This is a genomic window from Kribbella monticola, assembly GCF_003261635.1.
Taxonomy (GTDB): domain Bacteria; phylum Actinomycetota; class Actinomycetes; order Propionibacteriales; family Kribbellaceae; genus Kribbella; species Kribbella monticola.
The window spans coordinates 19,584-38,126 of the sequence record NZ_QFXK01000038.1 but is presented as its reverse complement, the minus strand read 5'-3'; the positions used below and the strand labels follow the sequence as shown (position 1 = coordinate 38,126).

General features: G+C 66.6%; 18 protein-coding genes. 5 read left to right on the top strand and 13 right to left on the bottom strand.

The window, feature by feature from the left end:
- The first annotated feature begins 215 nt into the window (after nucleotides 1–215).
- The 3 genes from DIZ26_RS30350 (at nucleotide 216) to DIZ26_RS30340 (ending at nucleotide 3,807) form a co-directional block, all read left to right on the top strand.
- Nucleotides 216–764 (top strand): SatD family protein, encoded by a 549-nt coding sequence (locus tag DIZ26_RS30350; protein WP_232828706.1) that lies wholly within the window; start codon nucleotides 216–218, stop codon nucleotides 762–764.
- The gene (locus DIZ26_RS30345; protein ID WP_112247799.1) at nucleotides 761–1,315 is read left to right on the top strand and encodes a hypothetical protein; all 555 of its coding nucleotides are present in this window, start codon (nucleotides 761–763) and stop codon (nucleotides 1,313–1,315) included. The genes DIZ26_RS30350 and DIZ26_RS30345 overlap by 4 nt, the downstream gene beginning before the upstream one ends.
- Nucleotides 1,316–1,449: 134 nt before the next feature.
- Nucleotides 1,450–3,807 carry a family 20 glycosylhydrolase gene (locus DIZ26_RS30340; protein WP_112247797.1) on the top strand — a complete coding sequence of 786 codons (2,358 nt, stop codon included), beginning with the start codon at nucleotides 1,450–1,452 and terminating at the stop codon, nucleotides 3,805–3,807.
- Between the two features lie 43 nt (nucleotides 3,808–3,850).
- Here DIZ26_RS30340 and DIZ26_RS30335 read toward each other — a convergent pair whose 3' ends face one another.
- The 3 genes from DIZ26_RS30335 to DIZ26_RS30325 all read right to left on the bottom strand — a co-directional run bounded on the left by DIZ26_RS30335 (nucleotide 3,851) and on the right by DIZ26_RS30325 (nucleotide 6,031).
- Nucleotides 3,851–4,453: an RDD family protein gene (locus DIZ26_RS30335; protein WP_112247795.1), complete on the bottom strand. Its 603-nt coding sequence runs from the start codon at nucleotides 4,451–4,453 to the stop codon at nucleotides 3,851–3,853.
- Nucleotides 4,453–5,085, bottom strand: a complete 633-nt coding sequence (locus tag DIZ26_RS30330) for an RDD family protein (RefSeq protein WP_157979854.1) — start codon at nucleotides 5,083–5,085, stop codon at nucleotides 4,453–4,455. Before DIZ26_RS30330 ends, DIZ26_RS30335 begins: the two co-directional genes overlap by 1 nt.
- A gap of 97 nt (nucleotides 5,086–5,182) precedes the next feature.
- Nucleotides 5,183–6,031 (bottom strand): RDD family protein, encoded by an 849-nt coding sequence (locus DIZ26_RS30325; RefSeq protein ID WP_112247790.1) that lies wholly within the window; start codon nucleotides 6,029–6,031, stop codon nucleotides 5,183–5,185.
- 118 nt (nucleotides 6,032–6,149) lie between these two features.
- On the opposite strand from DIZ26_RS30325, the gene DIZ26_RS30320 reads away from it, so the two are divergent.
- On the top strand, nucleotides 6,150–6,611 hold the full coding sequence (locus DIZ26_RS30320; protein WP_232828705.1) for a DUF2752 domain-containing protein: 462 nt from the start codon (nucleotides 6,150–6,152) through the stop codon (nucleotides 6,609–6,611).
- Nucleotides 6,612–6,761: 150 nt separating this feature from the next.
- Here the strand turns inward: DIZ26_RS30320 and pstB are convergent, their stop codons facing one another.
- From pstB to DIZ26_RS30285, 7 genes are all read right to left on the bottom strand, one after another.
- Complete coding sequence (gene pstB / locus DIZ26_RS30315; RefSeq protein ID WP_112247786.1) at nucleotides 6,762–7,538, bottom strand: phosphate ABC transporter ATP-binding protein PstB; 777 nt, start codon at nucleotides 7,536–7,538, stop codon at nucleotides 6,762–6,764.
- 20 nt (nucleotides 7,539–7,558) lie between these two features.
- Nucleotides 7,559–8,482 carry a phosphate ABC transporter permease PstA gene (gene pstA, locus DIZ26_RS30310; protein WP_112247784.1) on the bottom strand — a complete coding sequence of 308 codons (924 nt, stop codon included), beginning with the start codon at nucleotides 8,480–8,482 and terminating at the stop codon, nucleotides 7,559–7,561.
- A complete protein-coding gene (gene pstC / locus DIZ26_RS30305; RefSeq protein ID WP_112247782.1) occupies nucleotides 8,479–9,576 on the bottom strand; it encodes a phosphate ABC transporter permease subunit PstC in 1,098 nt (365 codons plus the stop codon). Before pstC ends, pstA begins: the two co-directional genes overlap by 4 nt.
- A gap of 99 nt (nucleotides 9,577–9,675) precedes the next feature.
- Nucleotides 9,676–10,812, bottom strand: a complete 1,137-nt coding sequence (gene pstS, locus DIZ26_RS30300) for a phosphate ABC transporter substrate-binding protein PstS (protein WP_112247780.1) — start codon at nucleotides 10,810–10,812, stop codon at nucleotides 9,676–9,678.
- A gap of 257 nt (nucleotides 10,813–11,069) precedes the next feature.
- On the bottom strand, nucleotides 11,070–11,543 hold the full coding sequence (locus DIZ26_RS30295; RefSeq protein WP_112247778.1) for a bifunctional nuclease family protein: 474 nt from the start codon (nucleotides 11,541–11,543) through the stop codon (nucleotides 11,070–11,072).
- Nucleotides 11,544–11,705: 162 nt separating this feature from the next.
- Nucleotides 11,706–12,584, bottom strand: a complete 879-nt coding sequence (locus DIZ26_RS30290; protein WP_232828704.1) for an NUDIX hydrolase — start codon at nucleotides 12,582–12,584, stop codon at nucleotides 11,706–11,708.
- A gap of 10 nt (nucleotides 12,585–12,594) precedes the next feature.
- The gene (locus tag DIZ26_RS30285; protein ID WP_112247776.1) at nucleotides 12,595–14,757 is read right to left on the bottom strand and encodes an RNA degradosome polyphosphate kinase; all 2,163 of its coding nucleotides are present in this window, start codon (nucleotides 14,755–14,757) and stop codon (nucleotides 12,595–12,597) included.
- Nucleotides 14,758–14,824: 67 nt separating this feature from the next.
- Here DIZ26_RS30285 and DIZ26_RS30280 point away from each other — a divergent pair, with 67 nt between their 5' ends.
- Entirely contained in the window at nucleotides 14,825–15,877 is a 1,053-nt protein-coding gene (locus DIZ26_RS30280) for an alpha/beta hydrolase (protein WP_232828703.1), read from the top strand.
- A 4-nt stretch (nucleotides 15,878–15,881) separates the two neighbouring features.
- Here the strand turns inward: DIZ26_RS30280 and DIZ26_RS37605 are convergent, their stop codons facing one another.
- From DIZ26_RS37605 to mshD, 3 genes are all read right to left on the bottom strand, one after another.
- Nucleotides 15,882–16,307, bottom strand: coding sequence for a PKD domain-containing protein (locus tag DIZ26_RS37605; RefSeq protein ID WP_157979853.1), 426 nt, complete (start codon nucleotides 16,305–16,307; stop codon nucleotides 15,882–15,884).
- A gap of 488 nt (nucleotides 16,308–16,795) precedes the next feature.
- Complete coding sequence (locus DIZ26_RS37600) at nucleotides 16,796–17,413, bottom strand: DUF6318 family protein (protein ID WP_157979852.1); 618 nt, start codon at nucleotides 17,411–17,413, stop codon at nucleotides 16,796–16,798.
- Nucleotides 17,414–17,581: 168 nt separating this feature from the next.
- Nucleotides 17,582–18,517, bottom strand: a complete 936-nt coding sequence (mshD, locus tag DIZ26_RS30270; RefSeq protein ID WP_112247770.1) for a mycothiol synthase — start codon at nucleotides 18,515–18,517, stop codon at nucleotides 17,582–17,584.
- Nucleotides 18,518–18,543: the final 26 nt, after the last annotated feature.

Here is an 18,543-nt window from a genome sequence, read left to right as displayed (position 1 = left end):
AGTCGGGGCGCGGGATGGGCTGGATTGAGCGGAAAATAGGGGGATCGGCGGGTCCGCGGGGCGATCACACGGAGTGATCGGGTGAACCGATTCAGGTTTTTTCCTTCACTCTACGTGAATAAGACTGTAGCCTTAATCATGCGCTGGGAAGGAGGTGCAGGGCGGTGGTCTTCGTTCTCACGGTAGATCAGCGAGCCAGCCGAACGACATCGGACGTGGTTCCCGACCTGCTGAACACGCTCAACCGGCGGCCCCGGCGGACCGGGCTGCTGCGGAAGTTCGAGCGGACGGCAGGCGACGAGGTGCAAGGCGTGATGGCCGAGGCACGGGCGACCATCGACGTGATCGTCCAGCTGATCCGGGCCGACCGGTGGTACGTCGGGCTCGGGATCGGCGAGGTGGACGAGCCGTTGCCGCGCAGTACCAGGGCGGGCAGTGGCGCCGCGTTCGTGAACGCGCGCGAGGCGGTGAACCGGGCCAAGGCCAGTCCCCACCACATCAACGTGATCGGGACCGACGAGCACCACGCCGAACAGGTGGAGAGCGTGCTCTGGCTGATGGCTTCGGTACTACGGCGGCGCAGCGAGCGTGGCTGGGCGGTGGCCGACCTGCTCGCGGAGGGTCTCAGTCGTCGCGAGATCGGCGTGAAGCTGGGCATCAGCCAGTCGGCGGTGACCCAGCGGGCTCAGGCGGCGGGTGTCGTCGAGGAGCAGCGCGGCCGGGCACTCGCGGCCGAACTGCTCGGCTCCGGTGCTGCTGCATGACGGCAGTCGTGCTGTCGGTGACAGCCGTCGGGTTGGTGTTTGCGGTCCTCGCCTTGGTGCTCAAGGCCGGGTCTGTGCTGGAAATCGTGGTGAGCGGGCTGATGCTGGCCTGCCTGGCCGCGGTCGGCCTCATCCTGCTCGCGGGCGACGGCGTCACCGGCTGGCGCGAGGGCTGGTGGAACGTCCTGCTCCTGCTGGCCGGGGGCCTCGCGGTGACCGGCGGCGGCCCGTTGACGACCTCTGTGCTGTCCTTGGTCGACCGTGGCAACACCCGTGCGCAGTCGACCCAGAAGGCCGGTGAGGTACTGCGGGGTGGCGCGCTGATCGGCGCGCTCGAGCGCGGTGCCATCTACGCGTCGATGGTGGCCGGCTTCCCGGAAGGCCTCGCGATCGTGCTGGCGATCAAAGGGCTGGCCCGGTACCCCGAACTGCGGAGCCCGGACCAGCCTGCGTCGGTGACTCCGCAGGCGGTGGCCGAGCGGTTCATCATCGGCACCTTCACCAGCGTCCTGTGGTCTGTCGCCTGCGCCGGCCTGGTGCTCTCGCGCTGAGCGATATCGGCGCAGGCTTTGACTGTTTATGCGCATAACCTGACGTAATTCGCTAGCTATGCGCAGTTTGCTCTTGACTTCACCTCGCCTGCCGCGCACGATCCTGTCTCCGCCCCGCTCTTGTGAGGATCGCGATGAGGCCCCTGAAACCGCTGCTCGGTGCACTCGCCCTCGTCGTCGCTTCGGCCGCCACCCTTTCGGTGACGGTCGTTCCGGCGACCGCGCAGACCACGTCCAACCCCAGACCACAGACGATTCCCGCCCTGCAGGAGTGGACCGGTGGCACCGGTTCGTTCAGCTACTCCAGCGCGACCCGGATCGTCCGCTCGACCGCCCAGGCGACCACTTTGGCGACGACCAGCCAGGTCTTCGCCGATGATCTCCGCGCCCTGACAGGCCGAACGCCGACGGAAACGACCGGTACGACGGCCGATCTGCGCGCCGGCGACATCTACCTCGCCCTCGGGTCCACCGACACAGCTCTCGGTACCGAGGGATACGCGTTGTCGGTCACGGACCGGATCAGCATCACCGCCCGCGACGACAGGGGCGCCTTCTACGGCACGCGCACGGTCCTCCAACTGCTCAAGCAGAGCAACGCGATCCCGCAGGGCACCGCGCGCGACTGGCCGCTCAAGCCCGAGCGTGGCCTGATGATCGATGCCGGGCGCAAATACTTCACGGCCCAGTGGCTGAAGGACCACGTGAAGGAACTGGCCTATCTCAAGCTGAACTACCTCCACCTGCACCTGAACGACCACCAGGGCTTCCGGATCGAGAGCACCTCACACCCGGAGGTCGTCTCGGCCGATCACCTGACCAAGGCCGAAGTACGCGACCTGATCGCGCTGGCCGCGAAGTACAAGATCGTCGTCGTGCCGGAGATCGACGCGCCCGGTCACCTGACCCAGGTGCTCAACGCGCATCCCGAACTGAGGCTGGTCAGCAAGACCGGCGCGGTACAGAACGGCAACATCGACCTGAGTAAACCCGGCACCTACACGCTGCTCCGCGACCTCTACCAGGAGTACCTCGCGCTGTTCCCGGGCCCGTACTTCCACATCGGCGCCGACGAGTACCAGATCGGGAACTACAGCGACTTCCCGCAGCTCGAGACGTACGCCAAGGCCACCTACGGCGCCAACGCGATCGGCAAGGACGCCTACCTCGGTTTCATCAACTGGGCGAACGACATCGTCCGTGCCGCAGGCAAGACCACCCGGGCCTGGAACGACGGCATCGGCGGCGGCTCGGCCGTCACCGTGAACCCGAACGTCATCCTCGAATTCTGGTACAACTACGGCCAGTCCCCGCAGGCGCTCATCGACGGCGGGCACCTGATCTCCAACGAGAGCTGGGATCCGACGTACTACGTGCTCTATCAGGGCGGGCCTGGTGGGCCCGGCAGCCAATGGGGCTACGACACCTGGACTCCCGATCTGTTCCAGGGCAGCCAGACCATCACCGAGGCGTCGAAGGCCAAGAACCTGGGCACCAAGCTGCACGTCTGGTGCGACAACCCTGACGCGGCCACCCAGGACCGGATCGCCTCCGACATCCGCGACGGACTGCGCATGGTGGCGCAGCAGACCTGGGGTTCGCCCAAGCTCAGCACACCGTGGTCGAACTTCATCTCCGTGATCTCCACCATCGGGCGCAACCCGGCGTGGCCGTCAACCGTGCAGGACGGGAACCTCGCCGCCGGTAAGCCGGTGACGGCTTCGAGCACCGAAACGTCGAGTCTGGTGGCGGCCAATGCGGTCGACAGCGAGCTGAGCACGCGTTGGTCCAGCGCTTACAACGACAACGAGTGGATCACCGTCGACCTCGGCGCCGCTGTGCCGATCGAGCGAGTCAAGCTGCGCTGGGAAACTGCCTACGGCAAGGGCTATCAAATCCAGGTGTCCAACGACAACGCGACTTGGACGACCATCTACACGACAGCAGCAGGTGACGGTGGAATCGACGACCTGACCGGCTTGACCGGCACGGGCCGATACGTGCGGATGCAGGGGGTTGCCCGCGGTACGACGTACGGCTATTCGCTCTACGAGTTCGAGGTCTACGGTCCGGCGATTCAGTCGGGGGCGACGTACCAGATCAAGAACAGCGGGCTGGCCATCGACGTGCCGGCTTCCTCCACCACGGCGGGCACCCAACTGACTGTCTACAATCCGCATTCCGGGGCGAATCAGAAATTCGTTGCCACTGTCAACAGTGACAGCACGTTCACGCTGAAGAACGTCAGCAGTGGACTCTGCGTGGATCTCTACGGCAGCTCGAATGCCGCGGGCGCGGCGATCATCCAGTACGGCTGCAGTGGAAACGCCAACCAGAAATGGAAACTCGCCACTGTCGCCGGGGGCAACGCAATTGTCTCGGCCGCGAGCGGACAGGCGATCACGGCGGCGTCGGCAACGAGTGGAGCGCTGCTCGTCCAGCAGCCGAACACCGGTACAGCGTTGCAAAGCTGGACTCTGACCAAGGTCTGAAGCTTGTCCTGCCGGTGGCATCTCGCGGTGCCACCGGCAGGTGCTACTGCTTGACGACGATGCTGGCGACGACCTTGTCGTGCCACGTCTGGTGCTGCTGGTCCCACAGCGGCCAGAGCAGGTCGAGGAAGCATAGGTTGGCCAGAAAGATCCCGCACACCTCGCGCCCCAGGCACCGGCCGACGCCCAGCGGCCGTCCGGTGCTCTTGGCAACGAGTTTCAGGCCGAGCACCTTCTTCCCGAGACTCTGCCCGGTCCGGCCCTGGCGGATGATCCGGTTCCAGATGATCAGCACGAAGTACGCCAGGTAGCCGACTGCCATCGCGGTCCGGCCCGAGTCGGTCATCTGCTCCATGCTGCCGGAGATCGCGACGCCGGCGACCACGCCGATCGGGACCGGAAGCAACGCGAACAGGCTGTCGATGATCGACGCGCCGACCCGTGACCCCCAGCCGGCCAGCTGGCCGCCACCGAGCGGTGCGAAGCCGTAACCGCCTTGGTGGTAAGGGTCGTAGCCCGGCTGGACCGGGCTGTAGGGCTGCAGCCCCTGGTTGCCGCCGGGTTGCCCGGGCGGAAACTGTCCCGGCTGTCCTGGTGGGTATCCGCCTGGTTGCCCGGGCTGTCCTGGCTGTCCTGGGTATGACATCAGACCTTCACCACGTAGGTGTTGAGCACCTTGTCGTGCCACGTTTGTTTCTGGTCGTCCCACAACGGCCAGAGCGAATTGAGGAAGCAGGCCTGGTCGAAGATGCCGCGCAGCAGGTCACGTCCGAGCGCTTTACCGGGCCCGATCGGTTGATAGGTCCGGGCATCGACGAGTTTCAGGTGCAGCGCGCTCTTGCCGACGCTCTGCCCCGTGCTGCCCTGCCGGATCACGCGATTCCAGATCCACAGGCTGAGGCTGGCGAGTCCACCGAGCAGAAGGACGACGACAGCCCAGGCCTCTGGACGGTCATCGGGATAGGAGCGGTCTGCGCGGGACAGCACGTTGGCGAGGAAGATCGCGTAGCAGAACATGACCGGGACGCCACTGACCAGACCGTCGAGGAGGGCCGCACCGACGCGTGGGCCCCAGTTGGCCAGCTCCGCGCCACCAGGAGGGCCGTAGCCGAACCCGTACGAGTAAGGGTTCTGCGGTTGGCCATAAGCCTGCTGGGGATGCGGCTGCCCGTACTGCGGTTGCCCTGGTTGCCCCGGCTGCTGGCCGTACTGCGGTTGGCCCGGCGCACCGTAGTACGGGTCGGGGTTGTCCTGTGGGCCTAGGGGAGGGGTGCTCACGGGACTCCTTTCTGTCGCGCCGAGTATTTCGTACCGGGCGGGAACGCCGAAACGCCGTGGCCTTGTCGGCCACGGCGTTCGGATGTGCGGTGCTACGTCAGAGCTTGATGACGTAGGTGTTGTTGATCTTGTCCGCGAAGGTCTGCTTCTTCTCGTCCCACAGCGGCCACAGGTAGCCGAGGTAACACGGCAGGCCGTCCAGGATGTGGGTCAGCTCGCGCAGGAACGCCTTGCCCGGGCCGACGTTCTGGCCGGTGTCGGCGGTGATCAGCTTGAGGCCGACCGCCTTCTTGCCCCAGCTCTGGCCGGTCTGGCCCTGCTGGATGATCCGGTTGTAGATCCAGACGCCAATACCGATCAGCGTGAACAGCAGGCTGATGATCGAGGAGCCGTTGCTGCTCAGGGCGTTACCGATACCGATCGGGATGCCGTAGATGATCGCGTCGATCAGGAAGGCGCCGACCCGGACCGGCCAGGTCGCGAGGTTGCCACCCACCGCGCCGCCGTACCCGTAGGCGCCGTAGGGCTGCGCGCCGTACGGCTGCTGGCCGTACGCGCCCGGCTGCTGGCCATAGGGCTGCTGCCCGTACCCACCCGGCTGGCCCGGTGCGGCGCCGCCCTGGCCGTACTGAGCCGGCTGCCCCGGGTACTGACCCGGCTGGCCGTACTGCCCCGGCTGCTGCCCGTACTGCGGCTGGCCCGGCTGGCCGTACTGGCCTGGCTGACCGTACTGGCCCGGCTGGTCGGGGGTCTGGCCGTACTGTCCGGGCTGCTGCCCGTACTGACCCGGCTGACCGTACTGGCCCGGCTGGCCGTCTTGGGGAGACTGTCCGTACTGCCCCGGCTGCTGACCGTACTGACCCGGCTGCTCGGGCGTCTGGTCGGGCTCGCCCGGCTGGTTCGGGTTCTGCGGGTCGAAACCCGGTGGTGGCGTCGGAGTGCTCACGACGGTCCCTTCTTGAATGGTTGAGGAGTCACTGCAGGCTAGCGATATTGCGGCTCACCGGCTACGCACCGCTCCGGGGAGCCCGGATCCACAGCGCCGAAGCGGTTACCGTGGTCCCATGTATCCGGCACACCCTATGCGTCCAGACGCCCAGCCGGAACCAGGCGCACTACCAACTGGACCGGAGCCCCTGGACCGCCGCGTCCTCGGACTGGCAGCCACCCTGGCCGGCGGCGCAGTACTTGCCGGAGTCAACAGCCTCTCCAACGGCCGCATCGGCCTCCCGTGCCCCTTCCACGCGATCACCGGCCTGAACTGCCCGTTCTGCGGTACCACGAGAATGGCGGCGGCTTTCCTGCAAGGAGATCCCGGACGAGCCTGGTCGTACAACCCACCCATGTTCGTGGTTCTCCCCGTCGTAGCAGCGCTGGTCGGATACATGCTGCTCACCTGGACGCTGGAACGCCTCACCCGGTTCCGCCTGCCTCGGCCCCGGTTCGGGGCGCGCCTACAACGCGTCGTACCGCTGGCGTTCCTCGCGGCGATGGCTTTGTACGGCGTGTTACGCAATCTGTTCTGAGCGAAGCGCTGTTGGTTAGCTCGCATCGGGTGTTGCTGTGGGCATCGTGTTGGCAAGCAATCCCTTGTTTGAGAGGAAGATAGGCGCTCGCCTTTGCAGTTGCGACCGGAGGAGCAGCGTGGGGACTGCTCCTCCGCAGTACGAGGGAACTCAGCCGAAGCGGCCGGTGATGTAGTCCTCGGTGGCTTTTTCGTTGGGGTTGGAGAAGATCTGCTTCGTGGGGCCCATCTCGATCAGCCGGCCCGGTTTGCCGGTGGCGGCGAGGTTGAAGAAGGCGGTCTGGTCGGAGACGCGGGCTGCTTGCTGCATGTTGTGGGTGACGATGACGACGGTGAAGCGGTCCTTGAGCTTCTCGATCAGGTCCTCGATCGCCAGCGTGGAGATCGGGTCGAGGGCCGAGCAGGGCTCGTCCATCAGGATCACCTCGGGCTCGACCGCGATCGCTCGCGCGATGCACAACCGCTGCTGCTGGCCGCCGGAAAGACCCGCACCGGGCTTGTCGAGCCGGTCCTTGACCTCGTTCCAGAGGTTGGCGCCCTTGAGCGACGCCTCGACCACCTCGGCCAGTTTCTTGCGGTCCTTGACGCCGTTCAGCCGGAGCCCGGACGCGACGTTGTCGAAGATCGACATGGTCGGGAACGGGTTCGGCCGCTGGAAGACCATGCCGACGACCCGGCGTACGGCGACCGGATCGATGCCCGGTGCGTACAGGTCCTGGTCGTCGAGCACGACCTTGCCTTCGACCCGGGCGCCGGGGATGACTTCGTGCATCCGGTTCAGGGTGCGCAGGTAGGTGGACTTGCCGCAGCCGGACGGGCCGATGAAGGCCGTGACGGACCGGGGTTCGATCGTCATCGACACGTCCTCGACGGCCTTGAAGTCGCCGTAGTAGACGTTGAGGCCGCTGACCTCGATGCGTTTCGCCATATCGACTCAGTGCCTCTCGACTATTTGGACTTGATGGTGCTGAACCGCGCGATGGTGCGGGCCAGGATGTTGAGCAGGAGGACCAGCAGGATCAGCGTGAGCGCCGCCGCCCAGACCCGGTCCGCGGCCGGCTGCAGCGCCAGTTCGGTCCGGTCCTGGTTGATCATCGTGGGCAGCGCGCCCATGAAACCGTCGAACGGGTTCGTGTTGATGTTCTTGGAGTAGCCGACCAGGATCAGCAGCGGCGCGGTCTCACCCATCACCCGGGCCAGACCGAGCATCACGCCGGTGATGATGCCGCCGAAAGCCGTCGGGACGACGATCTTGAGGATCGTCTTCCACTTCGGTACGCCGAGCGCGTACGCCGCCTCGCGCAACTCGTCCGGGACTAGCTTCAGCATCTCCTCGGTGGAGCGCAGCACGACCGGCAACATCAGCAGGACAAGGGCCAGCGAGACCGCGAACCCGACTCGGTTGAAGCCGAGCACGGTGATCCAGACCGCGTAGACGAACAGTGCGGCGACGATCGACGGCACACCGGTGAGGATGTCGATCATGAAGCTGACGACCTTGGCCGCCTTGGTGCCCTTGCCGTACTCGACCAGGTAGACCGCGCCCATCACGGCGATCGGTACGGCGATCAGCGCGCACAGCAGCGACATGATCAGAGTGCCCATGATCGCGTGGTACGCGCCGCCGCCGACTCGCCGTACGGTGATGCCGCGCTGGGACTGGCTCCACCAGTTCGCGTCCAGGAGCAGGTGGTAGCCCTTGCTCACCACGGTCCACAGGATCCACAGCAGCGGGACGAGCGCGATCAGGAAGCAAAGGACGATCAGCACGGTCGCCAGCGTGTTCCGGAACGCCCGGGCGCCGGACTTCCCGGTGAGGTCGAGCGCCTTGCCGTCGTACGCCGGCCGGTTGGCGGCGAGGGTGGTGGTCACGGAGTCGCTCCTTCGAGGGCCTTGTCCGGGCGGGGCCTGCGTTGCCGCTTACCTCCCGGCGTACTGCGGGCAACGATGATCCGCGCGGCCGAGTTGACCAGGAAGGTCACCACGAACAGCACCAGGCCGGCCGCGATGTACGCGCCGGTCTTCTCCGGCGAGTCGAACTCGGCGGCGTTGTTGGCGATCTTCGAGGCGAACGTCTCGCCGCCGGCGAAGATCGACGAGTTCCACGGGTCGTTGCCGTTCGGCACCGACAGGATGATCAGTACGGCGATGGTCTCGCCGAGCGCCCGGCCGAGACCGAGCATCGAGGCGCTGACCACGCCGGAGCGCCCGTACGGCAGGACCGCCATCCGGATCATCTCCCAGCGGGTGGCGCCGAGGGCCAGCGCGCCCTCGCGATGGGTGACCGGGGTCTGCGCGAAGATCTCCCGGCTGATCGCGGTGACGACGGGCAGGATCATGATCGCCAGTACGACGGACGCGGTGAACACGACGCCGAGGTCCTCGCTGGCCGGCTTCTCGAACAACGGGATCCAGCCGAGCGCGTCCGCGAGACCGTCGATCACCGGGCGCAGGATCGGTGCGAAGAAGAGGATGCCCCACAGGCCGTAGATGATCGAGGGCACCGCGGCGAGCAGGTCGACCGCGTGCGCGACCGGCGCGGCCAGCCGCTTCGGGGCGTAGTACGTGGTGAACAAGGCGACGCCGACCGCGATCGGGACCGCGATCACCATCGCGATCACCGAACTGATCAGCGTCGTGTAGAAGAGGGCCGCGATACCGAACTTGGGGTCCGCGCCGCCCGGCTCCCAGATCCGGGAGAACAGGAAGCTGCTCTTGTCGTCGGCCAGCGCCGGGATCGCCAGTGCCAGCAGGAAGATACCGACGAACGCGACGATCAGGACCACCAGCCCGCCGGATCCGCGGGCGAGTCCGGCGAACAGCCGGTCGCCGAGATGTCCGACCGGCCCGAGGTCGAGGTTCTTCGCCGGTGCCTCAGCAGCCGGTGTCGCACGAGCCGGTGGCTCGCCGGCCGATGGCTCACCGGCCGGCGGGTCGGGCGGTGCCGTGCCGTCTGTACTACTCATGGGTGCTGCTCCAAGCGCCTGAGTCGATGGCTTACGAGGCGAAGCCCCGGCCGCGGAAACCGGCCGAGGCTCACCTCACGACGTACTGCGGTAGTCAGTTCAGCTGATCGACTGGATGGCCGCGTCGACCTTCGTCCGCAGCTCCTCGGGGAGCGGCGCGTAGTGCAGATCGGTCAGCGCGCCCTGGCCGTCGGCGCTGGCGAAGTAGCTCAGGAAGCTCTTCACCAGAGCGGTCTTCTCGGCGCTCAGGCCCTTGCTGCAGGCGATCTCGTACGTGGCCAGGATGATCGGGTACGCACCCGGGGCCTTGGTCGCGTAGTCCAGCTTCAGCGCCAGGTCGCTACCGGTACCGGCCGGCTTGGCCGCGGCGAGCGCCTTCGAAGCGGAGTCGGCGGTCAGCTCGACCGGTCCGGCGCCGGTGTCGATCTGCGCGATGCCGAGCTTGTTGTCGATGGCGTAGGACCACTCGACGTAGGTGATCGAGTTCTTGGTGCTCTTGACGCCCTCGGCCACACCGGCCGACTTCTCCTTGCCGGCGCCCGTGCCGGTCCACTTCTTGGCCGGCTTGCCGGTCCAGGCGCCGCCGCCCGCGGCGGACAGGTACTTGGCGAAGTTCTCGGTGGTACCGGACTCGTCCGAGCGGAAGAAGACCGCGATCGGTGCCGACGGCAACTTCGCGCCGGCGTTCAGCTTCGCGATCGCCGGGTCGTTCCAGGCCTTGATGGTGCCCTGGAAGATCTTCGCGGCGGTCGGGCCGTCCAGGACCAGCTTGTCCAGGCCGTCGACGTTGTAGGCGACCGTGATCGGGCCGATCACCATCGGCAGGTTCAGCGCCGGGCTGCCCTGGCAGCGCTTGGCCGCGGCGGCCGCCTCGGTCTCACCGCCGTCGGTGGCCACGGTCTTCAGCGCCGAGTCCGAACCGGCGAAGTCGACCTGGCTCGCGTTGAACTGCTTGATGCCCGCACCGGAACCGGTCGGGTTGTAGTTCACCGTGACGTCGGCGCACTTCTCGTTGTACTTGGCGATGACTTCCTCGATGGCGTTCTTCTGCGCCGTGGAGCCCTCGGCGTTCAGCGTGCCCTTCGGGCAGTCGCCGCCGGAGGCGGAGGTCGAGCCGGAACTCGACGGGTTCGAGGAGCCGGACGGCTCCGGGTCACTGCCACAGGCGCTCAGAGCGAGGACGCCGAGGGATGCCACGGCGACGGTGCCGACGCGGAGCAGGCGGTTGACGGACACGAGAGTGTTGCCCTTCTGCGGGAATCAGACTTGGTGAACTTCCACAAAAGGTAGGGAGACCAAGTGACCGGGCGGGCGGTCGCGGATGAACGAGTGGTGAACGGTTCAGCTAACTTTCGCGACGACCGGCATGCCACCAGGCGGCCATCAGGTGAACTGAGTTAAGACCCGTGACTCTGCGTGATTTCGAGCGCTCGTTCGTCACAGTCCGAGGCCGTCTCTATGCACGCGGAGTACGACGTACCGGCGTACTCCGATCAGCTGGAGAAGTCTTCCGGGGCGACGCCGTCGAGGAACTGGCGGAAGCGTTCGAGCTCGGCCTGCTCTTCTTCCGGGGTGGCCACGCCGGCTTCGAGCAGGACCTGTTCGGTGCAGCGGATCGGCGTACCGAGCCGGACGGCCAGGGCGACGGAGTCGCTGGGGCGGGCGGAGACGCGGGCGCCGTTGCCGAGGACGAGTTCGGCGTAGAAGACGGCGTCGCGCAGTTCGACGATCTCGACGGCTTCGATGTGGACGCCGAAGGCTTCGATCAGGTCGCGCATCAGGTCGTGGGTCAACGGCCGGGACGGGCGCAGGCCCTGCTCCTCGTACGCGATCGCGGTCGCCTCGACCGAGCCGATCGAGATCGGCAGGTAGCGGTAGCCCTCGGTCTCACGCAGCATCATCACAGGCGCCCGGTTCGGCGATTCCATCCGGATCCCGATCAGGGTGAGTTCTCGCATCTTGGTCATGGTGCGCCCGAACCTCTCCGTGAGCCGGCGCCGGTCGGGCGCCCCTAATGCAGCCTCGATAGGAAGATACCCGCTGGTTCTCGGGTAACTCCGGCCACCGCCCCGTGGAGACAGTCTCTTGACGTAAACATGTTGTCACCAACTGTTGCCGACGGCAGCCGATCAGGGCGCGCCGAATCGTTCGTGGACGATCCGGCCGCCGGCCAGCCTGTGGGCGACGACGAAAGCGCCCGGCGCGTACTTGCCGACGGGCAGTCCCAACTCCCGAGCCAGCGCGGGCAACACCGGCCGGTGCGAGCAGATCGCCGTCACCTTGCCCTTGCGCCACGCCTTGTCGCCCAGCCCGCGCATCGCCTTCGGATGAGCTTCGTAGCCGAGCTCAGAGATCTCTGGATGCAGGTGGACCTTCTTACCGATCTCCTGCGCGTACGGCGCCACTGTGGTCGCGCACCGCTCCGCATCGCTACTCAGCACCCGATCGACACCAAGAGCAGCCAGTACTGCGACCAGCCGCTCGGCCGTCGCCTGCCCGTCCCTGGTGAGCGGCCGGTCGGTGTCCTTGCCGTCCCAGTCCTTGCGCTTCACCGCCTCCGCATGCCGGACGACCACCAGCGACGAGGTGACCTTCGCGGTGCCGTCGAGCAGATCGAGGATGTCGACGTCGCGGGGATAGCTGAGTCGGTCGCGGGCCTCGTCCGGGCCGAGCCAGTCGAGCTTGTCGACCTCGTCGTTCGGACTGAACTCGCGCGACTTGCCGTCCACGGCGGCGGACCAGTAGTGCACCAGCTTCGGCACGGACGCGCCGTTCTTGCGTACGTCGTACCGCTGGACGCCGAGCGGCGGACCGAGGATCACCCGCTGACCGGTCTCCTCTTCGATCTCGCGGCGCGCGGCCACCAGCACGTGCTCGCCGGCGACCAGCTTCCCCTTCGGGAGAGACCAGTCGTCGTACCGGGGGCGATGCACCAGCAGGACCTGGCGCTCGCCGCGGTGCTCCCGCCAGACCACGCCACCCGCGGCGATCACTGTCGCCGTACTCACGGTCTCAACCCTACGGAGTCGGATCCGTCGGGAGACGGCGGCGCCCCCGAGTCGCGATCAGACGTTCTTGCAGATCGCGCAGCGGCTCGCCGTCCGGACCGGTCAGCCGGGCCTGCCAGGTGTCGTCGGGCTGCAGCCACCACGACCCGGTGCCTTCGTCGAAGCCCATGTCGAACAGGTCGCCCAGCTCGGTCACGTGGTCGGCCTCCTTGAGCTGGACAAGCACCTCGACCCGGCGGTCCAGGTTGCGGTGCATGAGGTCGGCCGAGCCGATCCAGACTTCCGGCTCACCGCCGTTCTCGAACCAGAACACCCGGCTGTGCTCGAGGAACCGGCCAAGAATGCTGCGGACTCGAATGTTGTCGGACATCCCTGGGACGCCGGGCCGGATCGTGCAGATGCCCCTGATCCAGAGGTCAACAGGTACGCCGGCCTGCGATGCGCGGTACAGCGCGTCGGACAGAGCCTCGTCGACCAGGCTGTTCACCTTGATCCTTACCCGTGCCGGGCGACCAGCGAGGTGGTGCTGGACCTCTCGCTCGATCCGCTCGAGCAGACCACGGCGTACGGACTGCGGTGCGACCAGCAGCCTCCGGTAGCCGCTGCTGCGACCGAAGCCGGACAGGTGGTTGAACAGATGCCCGACGTCCTCGGTGACCACTCTGTCGCTGGTCAGCAGCCCGAGGTCCTCATAGAGCCGTGCGGTCTTCGGGTGGTAGTTCCCCGTGCCGATGTGGACGTAGCGCCGCAGGCCGTCGGGTTCCTCGCGGACAACCATTGAGAGCTTGCAGTGCGTCTTGAGCCCGATCACGCCGTACACGACGTGGCACCCGGCGTGCTCCAGCTGACGGGCCCACTTGATGTTCGCTTGCTCGTCGAAGCGCGCCTGGATCTCGACCAGCACCAGCACCTGCTTGCCGGCCTCGGCGGCGTCGATCAGCGCGTCCACGATCGGGGAGTCACCGCTCGTGCGGTAGAGCGTCTGCTTGATCGCCAGCACGTGCGGGTCGGCCGCGGCCTGCTCGATGAACCGCTGCACGCTCGTGGAGAACGAGTCGTACGGATGGTGCACGAGTACGTCGCGTTGCTTGAGCGCGTGGAACAGGTCGGCCGGGTTGGAGGTCTCCACCTCGGCGAGGTGCGGGTGGGTCGACGGTACGAAGGCCGGGTACTTCAGCTCGGCCCGGTCCAGCGCCGCGATCGCGAACAACCCGCGCAGGTCGAGCGGACCGGGCAGCTTGAATACCTCGGCCTCGGTGACGCCCAGCTCGGACACCAGCAGATTGAGGACCTGCGGCTCGATCGACTCTTCGACCTCGAGCCGGACCGGGGGACCGAACTTGCGCCGCAGCAGCTCCTTCTCCAGCGCGGCGAGCAGGTTCTCGGCGTCGTCCTCCTCGACCTCCAGGTCCTCGTTGCGGGTGACCCGGAAGGTGTGGACCTGGGTCACCTCCATGCCGGGGAACAGCTGGCCGAGGTGGACGGCGATCACGTCCTCGAGCGGCACGAACCGGTCGTCGGCCACCCGGACGAACCGGGGCAGCAACGGTGGCACCTTGACCCGGGCGAAGTGCTCGCCACCGGAGTCGGGATTGCGGACCACGACGGCCAGGTTGAGCGACAGGCCGGAGATGTAGGGGAACGGGTGCGACGGGTCGACGGCCAGCGGAGTCAGCACCGGGAAGACCCGGTCCTTGAAGAACGTCGTCATCCCTTCCCGCTCGGCGGTGTCCAGCTCGTCCCAGCGGAGAATCTCGATGCCTTGCTCGGTCAGCGCCGGCTGCACGATCTTCCGCCAGGTCTCCGCCTGCCGGTCCATCAGCTCCCGGCTCCGGGTCAGGCTGCGGTCGAGCACTTCACGCGGCAACAGCCCGCTCGCCGCCCTGACCGCGACGCCGGCCGCGATCCGGCGCTTCAGCCCCGCGATCCGGACCATGTAGAACTCGTCCAGGTTGTTCGCGAAGATCGCCAGGAACTTGGCCCGCTCGAGCAGCGGCACGCGCTCGTCCTCGGCCAGCTCCAGCACCCGCTGATTGAACGCGAGCCAGCTCAGCTCCCGGTCCGAGAACCGGTCCGGCGGCAGATCGCCGGCCTCCGCGATGTCGTACGGGGGCTCGACGTCGTACTCCCGGTTGTGCGACGCCAACAAGTCTCCAGCCACGTCGTCCAGCATCGCATCCCCGGGTGAACAGCAGGTTGCGCAGGCGGCGAGCCGGGGGTTGTTGCTAGCGTCCTTCCTTGTGAACCGACGAGTGGACACCCTGCTGCGAACCGCGCTGGGCACGGTGCAGGGCAACGCCCTGAAGCCGGTGACCGTACTGCCGGAGGCGCTCCGGCGCCGCCTGGCGGGCGCCCCGATCCAGATCGACGGCAACGTCCTCGACCCGGATCTCCAGGTCCTGATGCGGCTGGAAAACCTGCTCCCGTCGGGCCGCAAGTCGGTCGCGAGCGCCCGGTCGAACGTGGTGACGATGGCCAAACTGGTCGCCGGGCACCCCCGCGACCTACAGCGCGTGACCGAACTCACCGTCCGCGGCGCCGACGGCCAACTCGGCGCCCGCCTCTACGTACCCCGTACTGCGGGTCGCGGGCTGCTCGTGTTCTTCCACGGCGGCGGCTGGGTCGTCGGCGATCTCGACAGCCATGACGCCTACTGCCGCGATCTCGCCGCGGAAGCCTCGATCGGGGTGCTGGCGGTGGACTACCGCCTCGCGCCTGAGGCAGAAGCGCCGGTCGCGGCCGAAGACGCCATCGCAGCCTTCAGCTGGGCCGTCGAGCACGCTGAAGACCTGGGCGCGGACCCTTCTCTGGTCGCCGTCGGTGGAGACAGTGCCGGAGGCAACCTTGCCGCAGTGGTCGCCCAGCAGTGCGTACTACGCGGTCTGCCGTCGCCCGCACTCCAGTTGCTGCTCTACCCGTCGGTCGACATGGTCGGCCGCCGCCCCAGCCGGGATCTCTTCGGCGAGGGCTTCTACCTGACCGAAGAAGACATCATCTGGTACCGCGAGCACTACACCCCGGATCCCGCTGTGCGCTCGAACCCGCTCGTCTCCCCGATCTTCACCAAGGACCTGTCGGGCCTGCCCCCGGCCCACATCGTCACCGCCGGCTTCGACCCCCTCCGCGACGAAGGCAACGAATACGCCGCCCTCCTGAGGGACGCAGGCGTCGAGGTGACCCACATCTGCGAACCGGGCATGATCCACGGCTTCGCCAACATCCTCGCCCTGGGCGGCGAAACCCGAGCCGCCCAACTCCGCATCGCAACCCGCCTCCGCGAAGCGCTCTTCTGACCCTTCAGCGCTGCGGATCCACCAACACAGGCACCGCTTCCCGAACAAGCAACGCAGTCGCCGGCCCAGCGATCGGCACAGTCCCATCCACGTACTGCCACCCCGTGCCGGCCACGTCATACCGCGCCGCGTAATTAGTAGTCAACGTCACCTTCACACTGCCCCGCTTCATATACTTATGCGTAATCTCCTTAGCCGGATACGCCTTCCCCGGCGTAGTAGTCGTCACCACCACCCCATCCCCAAAATCCCACGTATAACTAACCGGCGTAGCCTCCACCACCACCGCAAACCCCAACAAATCAACAGTCTTCACGGACACCTTGCTCTCATCCGTATAAACAATAGTGTCGAGGTTAACAAGTGTCCGCCCTACCGGCTGAACCTTCACCCCAAGCCCCGGAAACAAAACATTCTTGTATTGCGCCAATATCTGCTCCCAAGTAACATCCTCCGGCCGAGGCAACCGCCGCACCACCCCACCCGGAGGCGGCGGCACATCCCGCCGATCCGGCGTAAACGGCTGACACCTGGTAGGCCCCGGCACGGTCCCATCAGTACCCATCCGCCCACAAATCCCCAGATTCAACCGGAAGGGTTGTCTTTCTGCATCGGAAGCAGGGGTGGCTCTGCGGGATGAGGGCCGATTTCTTCCGGTGCCAGAAGTCGTCGATCGTTGGGACTTGGGATTGGGTTCCGTCGCCTCATGGAGGCGACTGCTCTGCCTCGCGTCGACCGTCAAACCCCATCGCCGCTTCTCGACATGAGTTTTGGGTGGAGGCTTGGGCTTTGTATAGGTCGCGGCGCTTAGAGATGTCTCGGCAGCAGCGGCGAGGGTTCCGGCTGAGGCTAGCAGCAGCCAGCAGGTGACAGTGGCGGTAGCCGAAAGCACCAACGAGCTCCACCACTTGTGGTAATTCATTGGTCGATCTGCATCTCGTACATCACCCAATTCCCTGCCGACGGCGAGAGGGTGAACTCCATCGTGCCTGTGCTTCCCGGTTGTGCTATCGGAGATGCCCCAGGCGTCGGGCGTTCCTGATACGTTCCAGTCTTGATCGTGGCGGATCCGCCAAGGCGGCCCGACTTACCGCGGTAGATCTCTTTGACGGCGACGAGTTGGTCCTTGAAATCGCCCTTCAGCCCTCCATTCTTGGCATTGGTCTTTCTTGCATAGTCGGCGAGAGCTTTGCAGCCGAGACAACCCTTGTCGCTCTCGGTCAAAAATGCTGATGGATCTCCGGTGATGTACGAGTAGTTGAGAAGTTCGACGTAGTAGCCGATGAAGGCTTCCCCAGCTGCGAGGCTGGAGCCGGATGCCGTGGTCGGTCGCTCGGGCGGAGCGACTGAGTTGGTGGGTGACGTAGGTGTCTCGCTGGGACCTGATGGCGTGCTGGTCGCTTCGGACGGTTGGGACAGTGTCGTATCCGGCCGACCGGCCTCTGGGCTTTTCTGCGTACACCCGGTCAGGAGCGCGACGCAGAGGCAGGCCAGGGTCAGGTAGGCGGGGAATGCGGGCCTGTTGCGGGTAGTCACGCTTGTCACCTCTCCGTAGTCGACCACGATCGTAACCGGGCGTGGGTGCGGAGGGTGATGGGAAAAGGTGCAGCTGTGGATAACCGCGTGAGGGCCAGGAGCCGCCCGGCTGGGGGGTAAGTGGCTCGGACGGCTCCTGGTTGGTGGTGGGACGGGTGGTGGGCCGGATTATGACGCCACGTGAGGGGACGAATCCGGTGTGACACCGTTCACAGGCGCGAACTGGACGTCCAGAGCCGCAGTCTCGAACCCGAGCTTCGTGTACAGAGCGTGAGCCGCGGTGTTGGTCCCATCGACATAAAGCACCACCGAATCCAGCCCGCGATCCTCCTGCAGATGCCGGATGCCTTCCAGCGTCAGCGCCTTCCCGAGACCCGTCCCCTGGTACGACGGCGCGACGCCCACGACGTACACCTCGCCGTACGGCGCCTCGCCCTCGTCCTCGTGCACCTTCGTCCAGTGGAACCCAGCCACCTCGCCCGAAGCATCGTCCACAGCGAGAAAGAACCCCGCCGGGTCGAACCACGGTTGTTGTAGCCGGTCGTTCAGCTCCGACTGATCCCAGCTGCCCTGCTCGGGGTGATGCGCGAAAGCGGCCGCGTTCACGGCAAGCCACGCCGCGTCGTCCTCACCCGGTACGAACGTCCGCACCGAAATCCCTGTCGGCCAAGCGGCCGCCGCCACGGGAGCGCTCGGTCGCCGGAGGAAATACAGCTCCCGCGCAACCTCGAGCCCCAGCCGGCCGGCCAATTCGTCCGCGCCCGGAAGCCGCCCATGGGCCCACACCCGCAACCGGGAACCCCCGTGATCGAGGAGCATGCGCAAGAGCGAAGTACCGAAGCCCTGACGCCTGTACTGCGGGGCAACCACCAGTTCGGCCGATCCGTCGGGTCCCAGGGCTCCGTACCCGGCGAGGTCGCTCAGACCGGGATCGCCGGCGTAAGCGAGCACGTGAACGTCGTCTGGATGCTCGCCGTCGAGGTGCAGCAAGGTGTGCTCGGAGAGCGGGTTGACGCCGTCGCTCTGAGCAGCCGAGCGAGCGAGCTCGGTGACGGCGGCGGCGGTGGCCGGGGGCAACGGGGAAGGTACGGCTTCGAGTGTCACCTCAATACCGTAAAAGGTCCGGTCGA

What these genes read in the sequence shown, in the direction of transcription:
- DIZ26_RS30345 (WP_112247799.1), top strand. Translation starts at nt 761, where the DNA reads ATGACGGCAGTCGTGCTGTCGGTGACAGCCGTCGGGTTGGTGTTTGCG.
- DIZ26_RS30340 (WP_112247797.1), top strand. Translation starts at nt 1,450, where the DNA reads ATGAGGCCCCTGAAACCGCTGCTCGGTGCACTCGCCCTCGTCGTCGCT.
- DIZ26_RS30335 (WP_112247795.1), bottom strand. Translation starts at nt 4,453, where the DNA reads ATGTCATACCCAGGACAGCCAGGACAGCCCGGGCAACCAGGCGGATAC.
- DIZ26_RS30320 (WP_232828705.1), top strand. Translation starts at nt 6,150, where the DNA reads ATGTATCCGGCACACCCTATGCGTCCAGACGCCCAGCCGGAACCAGGC.
- pstB (WP_112247786.1), bottom strand. Translation starts at nt 7,538, where the DNA reads ATGGCGAAACGCATCGAGGTCAGCGGCCTCAACGTCTACTACGGCGAC.
- pstC (WP_112247782.1), bottom strand. Translation starts at nt 9,576, where the DNA reads ATGAGTAGTACAGACGGCACGGCACCGCCCGACCCGCCGGCCGGTGAG.
- DIZ26_RS30295 (WP_112247778.1), bottom strand. Translation starts at nt 11,543, where the DNA reads ATGACCAAGATGCGAGAACTCACCCTGATCGGGATCCGGATGGAATCG.
- DIZ26_RS30285 (WP_112247776.1), bottom strand. Translation starts at nt 14,757, where the DNA reads ATGCTGGACGACGTGGCTGGAGACTTGTTGGCGTCGCACAACCGGGAG.